This window comes from Streptomyces sp. NPDC002676 (assembly GCF_053592455.1).
Genome location: NZ_JBSFVT010000048.1, coordinates 1 through 15,352 on the forward strand (window position 1 = coordinate 1; position 15,352 = coordinate 15,352).

7 protein-coding genes and 1 pseudogene are annotated in these 15,352 nt (G+C 65.5%); 6 read left to right on the forward strand and 2 right to left on the reverse strand.

What is annotated here, in order from left to right; all coding sequences use genetic code 11:
• Nucleotides 1–172: 172 nt before the first annotated feature.
• Nucleotides 173–1,279 (reverse strand): annotated as a pseudogene (locus ACWD3E_RS42555) (IS256 family transposase); the annotation flags it as partial.
• Between the two features lie 675 nt (nucleotides 1,280–1,954).
• On the opposite strand from ACWD3E_RS42555, the gene ACWD3E_RS42560 reads away from it, so the two are divergent.
• The 5 genes from ACWD3E_RS42560 (at nucleotide 1,955) to ACWD3E_RS42580 (ending at nucleotide 14,045) form a co-directional block, all read left to right on the forward strand.
• Nucleotides 1,955–2,380, forward strand: coding sequence for a hypothetical protein (locus ACWD3E_RS42560; RefSeq protein WP_451392831.1), 426 nt, complete (start codon nucleotides 1,955–1,957; stop codon nucleotides 2,378–2,380).
• Nucleotides 2,381–2,432: 52 nt separating this feature from the next.
• Nucleotides 2,433–3,014 (forward strand): lamin tail domain-containing protein, encoded by a 582-nt coding sequence (locus ACWD3E_RS42565; protein ID WP_451392832.1) that lies wholly within the window; start codon nucleotides 2,433–2,435, stop codon nucleotides 3,012–3,014.
• Nucleotides 3,015–3,673: 659 nt separating this feature from the next.
• A complete protein-coding gene (locus ACWD3E_RS42570) occupies nucleotides 3,674–4,354 on the forward strand; it encodes a hypothetical protein (RefSeq protein WP_451392833.1) in 681 nt (226 codons plus the stop codon).
• Between the two features lie 47 nt (nucleotides 4,355–4,401).
• Entirely contained in the window at nucleotides 4,402–7,437 is a 3,036-nt protein-coding gene (locus ACWD3E_RS42575; RefSeq protein ID WP_451392834.1) for a LamG-like jellyroll fold domain-containing protein, read from the forward strand.
• A 116-nt stretch (nucleotides 7,438–7,553) separates the two neighbouring features.
• On the forward strand, nucleotides 7,554–14,045 hold the full coding sequence (locus ACWD3E_RS42580) for an RHS repeat-associated core domain-containing protein (protein WP_451392835.1): 6,492 nt from the start codon (nucleotides 7,554–7,556) through the stop codon (nucleotides 14,043–14,045).
• A 73-nt stretch (nucleotides 14,046–14,118) separates the two neighbouring features.
• Here ACWD3E_RS42580 and ACWD3E_RS42585 read toward each other — a convergent pair whose 3' ends face one another.
• Nucleotides 14,119–14,751, reverse strand: a complete 633-nt coding sequence (locus tag ACWD3E_RS42585) for a hypothetical protein (RefSeq protein ID WP_451392836.1) — start codon at nucleotides 14,749–14,751, stop codon at nucleotides 14,119–14,121.
• Nucleotides 14,752–15,096: 345 nt separating this feature from the next.
• On the opposite strand from ACWD3E_RS42585, the gene ACWD3E_RS42590 reads away from it, so the two are divergent.
• The coding region (locus tag ACWD3E_RS42590; RefSeq protein WP_451392837.1) for a helix-turn-helix domain-containing protein at nucleotides 15,097–15,352 on the forward strand (256 nt) is incomplete at its 3' end.

Genomic DNA, 15,352 nt, shown 5'->3' on the forward strand with positions numbered 1-15,352 from the left:
AAAAGGGCCTGCACATGGCAAGCACCTCGTCGCGCGGCCTACCCAACCAACCGCTTGAAGCAGTGGCGCGGGATCGCCACCCGCTACGAGAAGACAGCGACTATCTACTTGGCTGGGTTGCACGTCGCGGGCATCTTCCTCTGGTCTGCCAGGTGATCCAAACGAAACCGCCTAGGACCGCGGCGGCCAGCCGGTCCAGGGCGGCAGGGTTGGGGAAGACCTGGACGACATCGGCCCGCCGTTTGATCTCCCGGTTCAGCCGCTCCAGCGGATTCGTCGACCAGATCTTCTTCCAGTGGGCCGGCGGGAAGTCCGCAAAGGCGGTGATGTCGGCTCCGGCGTCCAGCAGCATGGTCTTGACCTGGGGGAACTGCCGTCCGAGCATGTCGGCGACTACGTTCAGCTGGGTGCGGACGGCCTCGCCAGTGGTCTGCGCAAAGATGGTGCGGATGGTCGCCGCCACCATCTCTCCCGACCCCTTTTCGATCACGCCGAACACGTCTCGCACGAAGTGAACTCGGCATCGCTGCCAGGCCGAGCCGAGGAAGACAGTGCGGATGGCGGCCACCAGGCCGCTGTGGCTGTCCGAGATGACCAGCTGAACGTTCTCCAGGCCGCGGGCCCGTAAGGACCGCAGGAGCTTCGTCCAGAACGGCTTCGACTCGCTGTCGCCGACCATCAGCCCGAGGATTTCGCGGTGCCCGGTGACGGAGATCCCGGTCGCGATGACTACCGCCTGGGACACGATCCGGTGATTCACCCGCGCCTTGCAGTAGGTCGCATCCAGGAACACGTAGGGGAAGACGGTGTGGTCCAGCGGCCGCTCCTTGAACGCCGTCAGTTCAGCGTCGAGTTCTCCGCAGATCCGCGACACCTCCGATTTGGAGATCCCGCTGTCCGCACCCAGTGCTTTGACCAGGTCATCCACCGAGCGGGTCGAGACCCCGTGCACGTATGCCTCCATCACCACGGCGAACAGGGCCCGGTCGATCCGCCGGCGCCGCTCGAGAAGAGAGGGGAAGAACGACCCCGTCCTCACCTTCGGGATCTTCAGATCGAGGTCACCGGCCTGAGTGGTCAGCAGGCGGTCTCGGTAGCCGTTACGCCACGTGGTGCGTTGGTCGGAACGTTCGCCCGGGGCGGCACCGATGGCCTCGGTGGCCTCGGCCTCGATGAGCTCCTGCAGGATGCGCTCGCACAGCACCCTGATCGTCTCAACTCCGTCAGCCGTACGTAGTGACTCCAGCAGCCGCATCAGGTCAGACTGGCACAAGGCCATCGCGCTCTCCTTCGGTTGAACTGCCCGTTCATCAGGGAGACTTGCGCGATGGCCTGCCCTTGTTTAGGGGGCAGTCAACAACGCTGGGTGCACGCCCCGGGCAGACACCCGCGCGTTCACGACCTTTGAACGGCTACACGACGCGGCGAGACACGATCCATCCCAGGGGCAGCTCTCGTTCATCTAGGGCGCTTCAACAACACCCCAAATACCGTATTCTGCATGGATTGCGTTCCGCCCACGTTATTGCTTATGTAGCTGGCATTAAGAGGCACTACGCCCACAGCTTCCCATCCCTCCTGACCTGCGGTGTTCAGCAGTACCTCCCAACTGACACCATTGCCAATCCTGACTGTCCGGTATTCCCATGCGGTCGCCAACGTCGTCCCTTCTCTGAATTTTTGATGAAGCGTCAACTCGCACTGTCGCACAGTCAGCGACCCGGGCGACAGTAGGTGCCGCGAGCAGCCAGGTGGAGCAATGGTGACGGACAGGTACGACGCCAGGGCGCCGTCCATTACACCAACCGGCATCACTATCTGAGCGATCATCACGACCGTATCGCCGGGGAAGGCATTGAGCAGACCGTTACGGGACCACCACCGGCCAGCACTCTCGCCTGGAACGGCTACACCGCTCGGCGGGACGCCATCCCGTCGGGTTGACGGTGCACCTGTGCGGTTTGTGCGGCCCGGCGACACCCAGCGGCCGACTTGGGTTGTCTACGAGCACGAGCGGTATCTCGGCACGGTGCACGCCCATCCGGACGGCGACGGCCTGTGGCACGTACAGTCCGCGGCTGAACAGTTCGGGAGCCTGGACGATGCGGTGAGGGTGCTGCGCAAGCCGCCTTCGGGGTCCCGGCAGCGGCAGCAGGTGGCTCGCTGGGCACGCGCTGTGCTGGCTGATCCGGCGCTGCTGCTGATCGATGTCCAGACCGCCGGCCTGGGCGCGCAGGCCTGGGCGGTACAGAACGACAGTTACCTCGACCAGACCCAGCCGCTCGGCTCGATCTCGTACTACCGGATCGTCGGGGTGCGCACCGACGGCACCGAAACCGAGGCCGCACATCCCTGGCGGATCCGGCCGCACCTGCTCTAAAGAGTCGTCCCAGGGCGGTACTTGACGGCGCAGTGCGCCGAGAACCACGCGGGTGACTGGGCGGCACCGGCTGCTGATGGCCACCGCCCAGCACTCACAGGTCCGCACGGCGTCCACGTCGGTCCTGTGCAAGCCGGATCAGCCACTGGGGTGCCGGCGGCCGTCGCTGCCCACTTTGCCGCCGTTCGTGCTCTTGCCATTGTTCGTCAGCGATCCGCTGGTCGAGGAGTTCGAGTTGCCGCGCGTGCTGCCGCTCGACGACGCGAGGGGCGAATCGCAGCATGTCGAGACGGGTCGGCAGGCAAGCCTCGTGCACAAGATGTTCCTCCGCTGGCTGGCGTGTCCGACCCGGTGGACGGTGAACCTCGACGACTGGACCCTTGCGGACGAGGACGGCCACACCTACAGCTTCCACCACGTCTACCTGGGAGGCCGCTCCACCGTCCGCGTCCACACCGGCACCGGCCGCGACACCCGCACCGACCTCTACCAGGACCGCCGCAACTACGTGTGGGACAACCACGCCGACACCGCGACCCTGCGCAACGACCACGGCCGCCGCTTCATTCGACGAAGCCTCCTGGACCCCGCCACCGCGGGCACCACCACTGACCCCGCCGGAAGCGGTAGCTGACGCCGGACCCTGACACCGACGCCACTCAAGGTGGTCACCCCGACCTGGGTGGCCCACCTCTTCTTGTCGGGACCTGAGCGCATACATGGTCCTCCTGCGCTGACTGTCCCGCGCAAGCGCTTTCAAGCCGGTCGCCCTGTTATGGGGAACTCGCGTTCGGTTGGGGCAGAGACCGAACCCTTTTTTCACGGTGGGGTGGCGGGCGGCTACGGTGCGCGATGTCCCCTCCACGGGGGAGAAGGGGCATGGCTGGAAAGTGCCTGGCCGCTTGAGGGGGGCCGCGACTGTAAATGCGCTTTTCGCTTGGCGAGTTGAGGCGATTATCCGGTCACGCGAACGCCCTTGCGGCCGACGTGGCGAGTGGCGTGTTCTGATCGCCGAGATGCGGCGATTGTTGCTCTATGTAATCGACTTGGCCTCCGCCTTCTGTTTCCAGGGTTGCGGTTGTGCCCGAATTGCCTGGTCAGGGGTGCATGCCTGTTGTCGCGCGTGACGTACGTCACGTTGACGCTGTGTGTTCGGCTCGCGTTGACTGCGGCTCTTCTCATGAGATTCCTGTGTACTTCTTGCAATCCTGGGGTGGAGTTGTGGAGTTGGGGCGGGGTAGGCGTCAACGTGCGTGGAGCAGACGCCTGTCGCGAGGGGCGGTTGTCACGGTCGTGACCGCGCTGGTAGGTGGCCTTCCGGTGTTCGCGTCTTCGGGTGTTTCGCGTGCGTCGGCGGTGTCGTCGTCGGTGGCCTCGTTGCAGACGACCGAGGTGACGGCGGCCGAGCAGGCGGCTGTGTCCGGTGAGCCGGTAGAGGTGACGGCTGCGCGCAGCGAGTACACGACGACTGTGGCGAATCCGGACGGCACGTTCACGCTGACGCAGTCGACGCAGCCTCAGCGGGCCAAGGCGGCCGACGGTTCGTGGCGGGATGTGGATGCCACGCTGGAGAAGCGTGCGGACGGCACAGTGGGCCCCAAGGCGGCTGTGGTCGACCTGGCGTTTTCCGGGGGCGGCAGTGGCGCGGACCTGATTCGTCTGGGCACGAAGGCCGGTCAGGAGCTCACGCTCGGCTGGCCCACTTCGTTGCCTGCCCCGGCTCTGGAAGGTGCCACGGCCACTTATGCGGATGTTCCGGTCAAGGGTGTGGATCTGCAGCTGACCGCGACGGCCGATGGCTATCACGAGGTGCTCGTCGTCAAGGACGCGCAGGCTGCGGCCAGTCCGGAACTGGAGAAGGTGAAGCTCACTGCGCGCGGTGACGGGCTGAGCGTGGTGGCGGGTCAGGGCGGGGGGGGGTCCGGGCGGTCGACGAGGACGGCAACGCGGTCTTCCGCGGGCCCGCTGGCATGATGTGGGACTCCGCGGGCGATGCGGCCACCGGGGTGCAAACCCAGCTGATGACCACCAGGGCTGCCGGCGAGCCACAGCCGCAGGAGGAGCAGAGCGACTCGGTCCAGCCGGGTGAAGGCGATGCGAGCGCCGAGCTGCCCGTCAAGGTCGGAGACGGCATCGTGTCCGTCAGCCCGGACCTGGATCTGCTGCGGGGTGCGGACACCGTCTATCCGGTCTACATCGATCCGTCGGTCGGTCTGGGTGTCTCGGAGTGGACGAAGCTGTCGTCGGACGGCGACAAGTTCTGGAAGTTCACCGAACCCAAGGGCGTAGGCCGCTGCGGGATCGCCGACGGGTACGGGTGCAGTGCCAGCGGCTACACCGACCGTATGTACTTCGAGTTCGGGCCGGGAGCCCTGGTCGGCAAGTACGTGCTGGACGCTACGTTTCTCGCGCAAGAGACCTGGTCGTTCAACTGCAACCCGTACTGGGTGGACCTGGAGCGCACTGACAACATCTCCGAGGGCACCCGCTGGCCGGGACCAAGACAACTGGATCAGATGGGCGACCGCTACGTGTCGGCCGGCCGAGGCGATCTGTGCAGTCCTGAGCAGCCCGACCAGTGGATTAAATTCAACGACAACCCGACCGAGCCGGATGAGAACCTCACCAGCACGGTCCGGTCGTTCGCGGCAGGCAAGTTCCCGCGGCTGACGCTGATGCTGCGGGCGAAGGATGAGAGCGAGCCGCGGGCGTGGAAGCGGTTCGACAACAATGCCGAGCTGCAGGTCAACTACATGTACAAGCCGGGCGTGCCGACGAAGGTCGGTGTGATCCCGGGTACGGGTACGACAACGGAGTGCAAGGCCTCCAGCGAGCCGACGACGGTGACCACACTCACCCCCAAGTTGCAGGCCAGTGTCCAGACACAGGTCGAACTTCACCAGGGTGATGAAGAGGGTTCGCTGCAGGCGGAGTTCTGGATGGAACGCTCTAGCGACGACACCACCAAGGGGACCTGGTCGAAGGTGTGGACCGGCTACAAGCCGGACAGCGGCTGGCATCCGGACGGCACCGTGGAGAACATTGAGACGTCGACCCGCGCCGACGGGGGTCTGTACCGCTTCCGTGCCCGGACGCAGTCGCATGGGGTCGGTACCGACGTCAACTTGTTCTCCCCGTATTCGTCCTGGTGCTATCTGCGCATCGACACCTCTGCACCGAGGCCGCCCACGGTGATCGCCAACGGCCCGTACAAGGAGTGCGTCGCCAACGCCTGCGACGGATACGGAGCTCCGGGGACCCCGGGCAGCTTCACGTTCACGCCGAACACGGCCGACAAGGACGTGCAGGCCTACCGCTGGCGCCTGCTGTCCAGCGACAGCACGGACACCGAGACCGTCGAACCCGAAACACTCAACGGCCCCGTTAAGGTCCCCGACATCACACCGGACCTTTCGGGAACCCAGACTTTGTCGGTGGAGGCCAGCGACCTGCACAACGGCCGGGTGCGCTGGGGCGAGCCTCAGCAGTTCACCTTCAAGGTCGGCCTCTCGCCTGGCCCCACTGGACGGTGGCGGTTCGATGACGCCGCTCCGGGCTCGGGGGAGACCGTGGCCAAGGACACCGGCACCTCGGGCATCCGCCACGACGCGATCCTGCGCGATGCGTCGGCCGGCTGGTCGACGATGGCCCGGCGCGGCACCGGCGACCGGTCGCTGTGGCTGAACGACCGGACAGAAGGATCGGACGGCTACGCCTCCACCGACGGCGTCGCCGTCAACACGCAAGACTCGTTCACCGTGTCGGCCTGGGTCTACCTGACCGACAACGCGACCAACCACGCGGTGCTGTCAGCCCCCGGCGACTACGGTTCGGCGTTCACCTTGTACTACTCGTCCTCGTACAAGAAGTGGGTGTTCAACCGTACCGCGAAGGACCCCGACCCGACCAAGGGCGAAACACCCGTCTACATCCGATCGCTGGCCGATCAGGAGAACCCGCCGCTGCGCGTGTGGACCCATCTGACCGGCGTGTTCAACACCAAGCACACCACGGACACAAGTGACGACACGATCCAGCTGTTTGTCAACGGCCGCCCGCAGGGCAAGCCGGTGGTGCTCGCGGACGCTTCGTCGGCGTACACGCCGTGGGCCGCGGACCGGAATCTGATGTTCGGCCGGTCCAAGACGCTGCAGAACGGCACGGGCACCTACGGCGAGTACTTCACGGGGCGCGTCGACGAGGTCGCGGTCTGGCAGGAAGCGCAGAAGGCTGGGGTGGTGCGGGCCGAGGACCGGCTGGAGCAGGACAGTGTTCCGGCCAACGAGCTCGTGGCGCACTGGGACCCGACGATCTCCTCGGGCACCCAGGTGCAGGAGAGCCCGGAGAACCCCGACAGCCCCTCCAGCGGATCGTTCCTGTACCAGCGAGGCCCGCTGCAGCTCTCCGCCGATGGGGCCTCCTTGTCGGGGGAGGACGCCACGTCGCTGGTGCTCAACGGCACCACTGGGTATGCGTCGGTGACCGGCCCGGTGGTCGACGAGACCGGGTCGTTCACCGTGTCGGCCCGGGTGCGCCTGAGCAAGGCGCAGATGGATGCCCGCTCGGTCGGCTACCGCTCGACCATCGTCGCGCAGGCCACCCCGGCCGGGAAGGAATCGTCCTGGGCCCTGTGGGTGGAGAAGATCTCAGCCACCGACTACGTGTGGAAGTTCGGCCGGACCGCGGTCACCGCTGATGGCACCTCGGTCATCGATACGGCGATCGCACCCTCCGAGGAGCCGGTCGATGCCAAGGCCTGGGACACCTGGGTGGATGTCACCGGCGTATTCGACGCCGACCAGGACTTCACCGACGACAACGGTGACCAGCAGTTCGGCGTGGCCCAGCTGTATGTGGGTGCCATCCTGCAGGCCGGACAGGACGATGCCGGGCTCACCACACCGCAGCAGGGCAGCGGCACGCTGTCGGTGGGCCGCGGCAACTCCGGCGGTCTGCTGGGCCGTTACCTGCCCGGAGACCTGGCCGACATCAGGATCTGGGTGGGAGCGATGACACCCGATCAGGTCCGCGCGCAGGTCACCGAGTCCGACAACTGACCTGCCCACCTGGTCCGGCCGCCCACCCATCCGGCCGGACCAGGCCCCCTGCCTTTGCTCTTTCACATCCACGTGAAGGCCGGCTGCGACGGCAGCCGGCCTTGAGGAGACCTGTCATGCACTCGCCCGGCCCTGGCCTGCCCCGGATCGGCAGCCCTCTGTCCGGCAGACGCACCTGGTCGCAGCGCACAGCCGCTGTCCTGGGTTTGGCGCTGCTGCCCGGATTGCTCACCCCGGTCACATTCGCAGCCGACAAGGACCCGTTGGGCAAGCCCCAGCTGCCCGCACCGCGTGCGGCCAAGGTGAGTGAGTTCACCGCCAAGGCCAACAGCAAGAACGACGCTGCCGTCGCCGCATTCGCGCGCGCGGACGCAGCCGCGGCCAAGCGCGCCCGCCACGACCAGGCCCGCACCGTGACCTGGCCCAGCGGCGGCACCACCACCCTCACCCTGCCCGCAGGCAAGACCACCTCCGGCACGGCGAAAGCCGCACCGGGCGCGCTCCCGGTCTCCCTCACCGCACCCCACAAGACCAACTCCGCCAAGAAACAACCGGCGGCAGCAAAGACGGTCAAGGTCACCGTCCTCGACCAGAAATCCGCCCGCCGCCTGGGCGTCAAGGGCGTCGTCTTCACCGTCACCGGTCCCGTCACCGGCGGCGCCGCCCGACTCGGCATCGGCTACGGCAAGTTTGCTGCCGCCTACGGCGGTGACTGGGCCGGCCGCCTCCAAGTCCAGCAGCTGCCCGCGTGCGCGCTCGACAACCCGGCCAAGGCCACATGCCGCACCCGCAACACACTCGCCGCAAGAAACGACCGCGGCGCCCAGACGCTGACCACTCAGCTCAACCTCGCCACCGCCCCCAAGGCGGCAACCGCCCAGCCGATGGTCCTCGCCGTGACAGCCGGCACGCAGTCCGGCGGGGGTGACTACAAGGCCACTTCGCTGTCCGCATCCTCCACCTGGGAGTCCGGCGGCTCCTCTGGCAGCTTCACCTGGTCCTACCCACTGCGCACCCCGCCCGCCGCAGCCGGCCCGCAGCCCGACCTGTCGATCTCCTACGACTCCGGAGCCGTCGACGGCCAGACGGCGAACTCCAACAACCAGGGCAGCCAGCTCGGTGTGGGCTTCGACCTCACCTCCTCCTACATCGAGCGCAAGTACGACACCTGTGACGACGACGGCCAGGACGGCAAGTACGACCTGTGCTGGAAGTACGACAACGCCTCCCTTGTGCTCAACGGTAAATCCACCGAACTGGTCAAGGACGACACCACCGGAACCTGGCGGCTGAAGGACGACGACGCCTCCACCGTCAAGCACCTCACCGGCGCCGACAATGACGACGACAACGGCGAGTACTGGACGGTGACCACCGGCGACGGCACTACCTACACCTTCGGCCTGAACAAGCTGGAGGGCGCCAGCGCGACCGACCGTACCGACTCGGTGTGGACCGTGCCCGTCTTCGGAGACGACGAGGGCGAGCCCGGCTACGCGGATGGCACCAGCTTCTCGGGCCGCGACAAGCAGCAGGCCTGGCGCTGGAACCTCGACCTGGTCACCGACACCCACGACAACGCCGCGACCTACTGGTACACCGCCGAGCACAACAACTACGACATGCTCGGCGATGACACCACCGGCACCGACTACGTCCGCGGCGGCTACCTCAAGCAGATCCGCTACGGCCAGCGGGCCGGCTCCCTCTTCTCCGCTACCCCGGCCTACTCCGACAAGGTCACCTTCACCTACGCCGAACGCTGCCTGGCCTCCGGCACCGGCTGCGACTCGCTGACCGATGCCACCCGCGACAACTGGCCCGACGTGCCGTTCGACGCGATCTGCAAGGACGGCGACAAGTGCACCGGCAACGTCGCACCCGCCTTCTTCACGCGTAAGCGGCTGACCACCATCGCGACGCTTGCCTGGAACGCAGCCGCAACTACGCCGGCCTACTACTACGTCGACTCCTGGTCGCTCAAGCAGCTCTACCTCGACCCCGGTGACACCGGAGACGCCACCGACCAGTCTCTGTGGCTGGATGAGCTCCAGCACACAGGCAAGTACGGTGACGACCTCACTCTCGACCCGGTGAAGTTCACGCACATCTTCCTGCCGAACCGAGTCGCCGGGCCCAGCGACGACATCCTCGCCTTCGAAAAGCCCCGCCTGAACTCGATCACCTCCGAGGCCGGTGCGAAGACGGTCGTCACCTACGCCCCAGCCGACTGCACCTACGGGCAGACCATGCCCAAGGTCGACGAGAACACCAAGAACTGCTACCCGGTGTACTGGTCACCCAACGGCGAGAAGACCCCGATCCTGGACTGGTTCCAGAAGTACCCCGTCACCTCCGTCTCCACCACCGACACCTACGGCGGCTCCGAAGCCGTCCAGCACACCTACCAGTACTCCGACGGCACCTCCGACGGCGCCTGGCACTACAACGACGACCCCATCACGCCGGCCAAGGAACGCACCTGGTCGACCTGGCGCGGCTACAGCAAGGTCACCCAGCTCATCGGCGACCATGACAGCGACCAGCTCAAGACGGTCACCATCTACCTGCGCGGCATGAACGGCGACCGCGTCCTCGGCTCCGACGGCAAGACCCCCGACCCGGACAAGCGCAAGACCGCCACGGTCACCGGCGTCAAGGCCGCGGGGATCACCGACTCCGATCCGTACGCGGGATTCACTCGGGAAACCGTCACCTACAACGGCGGCGTGGAAGTCGGCGGCCAGATCAACGACCCCTGGTCCAAGCAGACCGCCACCCAGCACAAGTCGTACGCGGACACCGAGGCGTACTACGTCCGCACCGCCGCCACCCACACACGCACCCGCATCACCAGCGGCATCGCCCCCACCGACCGGGAACGCACGGTGGCGACCACCTACGACGACTACGGCATGCCGCAGTCCGTGGAGGACAGCGGCGACGAAAAGGTCGACGGAGACGAGACCTGCACGCGCGCCTGGTACGGACGTAACGACGCACTGGGCATCAACAAGCTGGTAACTCGCACTCGCGTCATCTCCAAGCCGTGCGCCATCACCGGCGACGCACTCGACCTGCCCGCCGACGCGACCCGGCCCGGTGACGTCATCTCCGACACCGCCGTGGCGTATGACCAGAAGACCTGGTCCTCCACTCAGGCCCCGACCAAGGGCGAAGTGCAGTGGACCGGCCGCGTCAAGGGCTACACCGCGGCCAACAACCCGATCTGGCAGAAGATCACTACCACGGACTACGACACACTGGGCCGACCCACGGTCGTCAAGGACACCAACGACCTGACCACCGCGACCACCGCCTATCAGCCCACCACCACAGGCCCGCTGACCTCCACCACCGTGGCCAACGCCAAGGGCCACACCACCACCACAGCCATCGACCTGGCCACCGGCTCCCCCCTCAAGGTCACCGACCCCAACGGCAAGATCACCGAGAACGAGTACGACGCACTCGGCCGTATCACCAAGGTCTGGCTGCCCAACCACCTCAAGGCCCTCTACGCCGCAACCCCGAGCTACACCTACAACTACAAGATCACCGCCACCGCCCTGCCCTGGACCTCCACCAGTGCCCTCAACGGTGAAGGCTCCGGCTACAACACCAGCTACGAGTTCTACGACTCCCTGCTGCGCACCCGTCAGACCCAGACTCCGACCCCGATCGGCGGACGCATCGTAGGCATCACCCTCTACGACGACCGCGGCCTCGCCGTCAGCACACAGGGCGACATCTGGGACAACACCTCCGCCCCGTCCAGCACCCCGGTGCAGACCGAGGGCCAGCCCCCGATCCAGACCGACACCACCTACGACGGCGCCGGCCGTGCCACCAAGACGGTCACCAAGAACTACGGCGTCACGCGCTGGACGACCACCAGCACGTACACCGGTGACAAGGTGTCCACAACCGCCCCGGCAGGCGGCCAGGCCACCGAAGTGATCACCAACGCACTCGGCCAGACGACCGAGCGCCGCGAATACGCAAGCCCCGCCCCGACCGGCGACTACACCACCACCACCTACACCTACACCCCCGCCGGTCAGCAGAAGACGGTCACCGGCCCCGACCAGACCGCGTGGTCCTACACCTACGACCTCTTCGGCCGCCAGGTCACGGCGACCGACCCCGACAAGGGCAAGACCGCCACCGAGTACAACGAACTCGACCAGGTCACCAGCACCACTCCGAACGACGACGCCTCGAAGAAACTGCTGTACGAGTACGACGTCCTCGGCCGCAAGACCGGCATGTGGCAGGCCGACAAGACGGACGCCAACAAGCTCGCCGCCTGGACATTCGACCAGCTCGCCAAGGGCCAGCCCGACGACGCCATCCGCTACGTCGGCGGTGCCACCGGCAAGGCCTACACCCAGTCCGTCACCGCCTACAACAGCCTCTACCAGGTGACTGGCAGCACGACCACGCTGCCGGACGACGACCCCCTGGTCACCGCCGGTGTACCCAAGTCGTTCAGCTACACCACCGGCTACACCCTCGACGGCGCAGTAAGCCAGTACTACGCCCCGGCCGTCGGCGGCCTGGCCGCAGAAACCGTTGGCTACACCTACAACAACACCGGCCAGCAGCTCACCGCCGCCGGCACCACCGGCTACCTGCAGGATGCCACCTATTCACCCGAGGGCGACCCGACCCGGCTCAGCCTCGGCACGCAGAGCGGTACCTCGGCGCAGAAGGCATACCTCAACTACGAGTATGAGGCGGGCACTCGCCGGCTGAAGCGCTCCTTCGTCAGCGACGACGTGCACGGCTACATGTCGCAGGAGCTGAAGTTCACCCAGGACGACGCCGGCAACGTCACCTCTATCTTCGACGTCGCCACCCAGGGCGGCACCGCCAAGGCCGATTACCAGTGCTTCGCCTACGACGGCAACCGCCGCATGACTGAAGCCTGGACCCCGAAGACCGCGGATTGCGCGACCTCCGGCCGCACGGTGGCCAACCTCGATGGAGCAGCCCCGTACTGGACGTCGTACACCTACACCGACGCCGGCCAGCGCAAGACGGAAACGCAGCACACCACGTCGGGCGACAAGGCCACGACGTACACCTACAACGACACCACCGACAACAAGCCGCACACGCTGGACAAAACAACCGGCGCCCGCACCGGCACCTACTCCTACGACAGCAGCGGCAACACCACATCCCGCCCCGGCCCGACGGCCCAGCAGACGCTGGCCTGGAACACCGAGGGCGAACTGTCCAAGCTGACCGAAAGCGCGAAGGAGACCAATTACCTCTACGACGCCAACGGCGACCTGCTCATCCGTCGCGCCAAGGGCGACGGGGAAACCGTCCTCTACCTGGACGGCGGCACGGAAGTCCGCCTCACTACCAAGGGCACCACGAAGACGCTGTCCGGCACGCGCTACTACACGGCAAACGGCCAGACGATCGCGGTCCGCACGGCGACGTCCGGGGTCTCCGGAACCAAGCTCAGCTTCCTGGCCGCCGACCACCACGGCACCTCCAGCATCGCCCTCGACTCCGGCACCTACGCGGTCACCAAGCGCTACAGCACCCCGTTCGGCGCACCACGCGGCACCAAGCCGACCTCCTGGCCGGACGACAAGGCGTTCCTGGGCAAGCCAGCCGACGACGCAACCGGCTTGACTCACGTCGGGGCACGTGAATACGACCCCACAATCGGCCAGTTCATCAGCGTCGACCCACTGCTGACCCTGGACCAGCACCAGTCGCTCAACGGCTACGCGTACGCCAACAACACGCCGGTCACCCTCAGCGACCCATCAGGCCTGGGTAACTGTGGGTTGGACGGCATATGTGGCGGAACCAAGACCGTCGAAGAGGTCGAAAAGAAGCACAAGGCGGAAAATCCGTGGAAATACAGCGAAATTGATGAAGTTACCGGGCAGCCCATCAATGCGACGAATGGATTCAGCTATTACGACGACACGTCGTCGGAACCCTGGATCTCGTGGGGGGATGGGCGGAATCCTGTTCATCCTCTAAAGGGATGGGATGCGCCGCAGCGGAAAACTTCTAATTTCCTCTCCTCTCTGGTTAAGGGGGAGCTCGGAAAAGCATTCAGTGAGCTGGAAGACGAGCTGAAGCACCCTTGCCCTCCAGGCCTTTCCTGCGCAATTATGCCCATTGCCGAGGGCCCGTTTGGTCTCGCAGGGGCTGAGGCCGAAGCCAGCGGCAGACGCGGCGGCGTTACAGTCAGCGATGAGGCAGGGCTCGAGGCAGCGAAGGCAGCGTCAAAACACTTTGAGCATCCTGGAGGGACGAACGGTGCACTGTACGTGGAAGGAGAGGATCACCCGTTTGCGGTTTCATCCGGGCTTGGAAATCAGCCTGGTCACTACGTAGATCCGCCAGGCGTTCAGAAAGTGAACCGGGAGCATGCGGAGACGCATGCCATCGCTCTGATGCGGCAGAACCACTGGTCGAGAGCACACCTCTATATCGATCAGAATTACATCTGTCCCAGCTGCATGCGCAGTATCGACAAGATGCTCCCGGCAGGCTCTAGGCTAGAAGTAACGTTCCGGGACTCGTCGAAGATGATCCAAACCGAGGAATTCGGCGAGAAGGACTGGTAATCATGCAAAAGCCCCCGCCTTCACGGAAGGCGGGGGCTTTTGTTTTTTCTGAATGCTCAAGGGTGGCCTGATGTCAGTCAATCCCTGGAAATTCGTCCAAATATGCAAGTGCCGATGAGGTGACGGCTCCTACCTGTACCTCACTGTATCCGGAAGGATCGTCCAAGGGTGCTCCGGCATTAATTGCGGGCCCTACCTCGGCGATAATGCCCTGCCCCATGAAGAGGCGATGACCGGAGTCGGGCCAATTCCACGCCCCAATGGCCACTTCCGTCATCGGCGCAAGAACGTCATGGATTTTTGAGTTCTGTACGGAGCCGCCATACTTTGTGATGGGCGCGTTGTAGACCGCCTCTCCGAGAGCATTGTGAATGAGGAACTCCGACAGTGACTCTGGCACTTTCTCCCAGTCTCCATACAGGCGCCCCTCATAAACGCTCATCGGGTCACCTGGATCGAATCCCCAGATGGCGTCACTTGGGTCGGACAGGAAGACCATTTTTCCGTTGCGCAAGCTGATTTCATCAGGGCGCACAAAGCGCTTAACCCCGAGCAAGGAAGCCGAGTACTTCGCCGCCAGGTCATACCAGGCGTGCAGCGGCGCGGGAAGGTGGTCACAGCCGAGCGCGCGTTCAGCTGGCCGATTCTGCGGTCCATACCAGTCGGCCATGAAACGGGTAAGGTCAATGGAAGACAGAGCGATCACCGGCCAATTATTGCATAGTCGCCAACAGGGTGGGGTACTGGTGTCATCTCACTGCGATCTCTCGGCTTCGTGTCGGTGGTGGTGAGAGTCGGTGGTGGTGTTCTGGGGTGGGGTGTTACGGGGCTGGTCAGCGGTTTTTTGTGAGTGGATGGGCCGCTGTCATGAGGTGAGAGATTGATGGGCGGGACCACCGTCGTGGGGCTTTATCGCATGGAAGCTGATGCTGTCTCAGGTTCGAGAGTTCTTATGTGCTGAGGTGGGCTCGGCCGGTGTGATCGAGGGGTGGATCAAGGCGTAGGAGTCGGCCGTGGGGCTGTGCTGCCCAGGGCGTTGGTGGTGCGGCGTTTGCTGGAAAGGCAGCAGGCGGGGGAGCTGTCGACCCGGCATGTGCGTGCGGTCGCTGAGACGGTGGGTGTTTCGGAGCGTACGGTGTGGCGCTGGCTGGAGGAGGCCAAGTCGGCCGGGCGGATGGAGGCCGGGGTCCGGCAGGGGTACGCGGTGGGCGCTACCGGTAGTTCGTTAAATCCGGCGGTAGAGGTTAATGCCGTGTCCGTTGTTGACCGCGTCGATCAGGGCCCGGAGTTCGGGGGGTGGGTCCGTG

Coding starts and splice junctions, on each gene's coding strand:
- ACWD3E_RS42575 (WP_451392834.1), top strand. CDS start 4,402: ATGACCACCAGGGCTGCCGGCGAGCCACAGCCGCAGGAGGAGCAGAGC.
- ACWD3E_RS42580 (WP_451392835.1), top strand. CDS start 7,554: ATGCACTCGCCCGGCCCTGGCCTGCCCCGGATCGGCAGCCCTCTGTCC.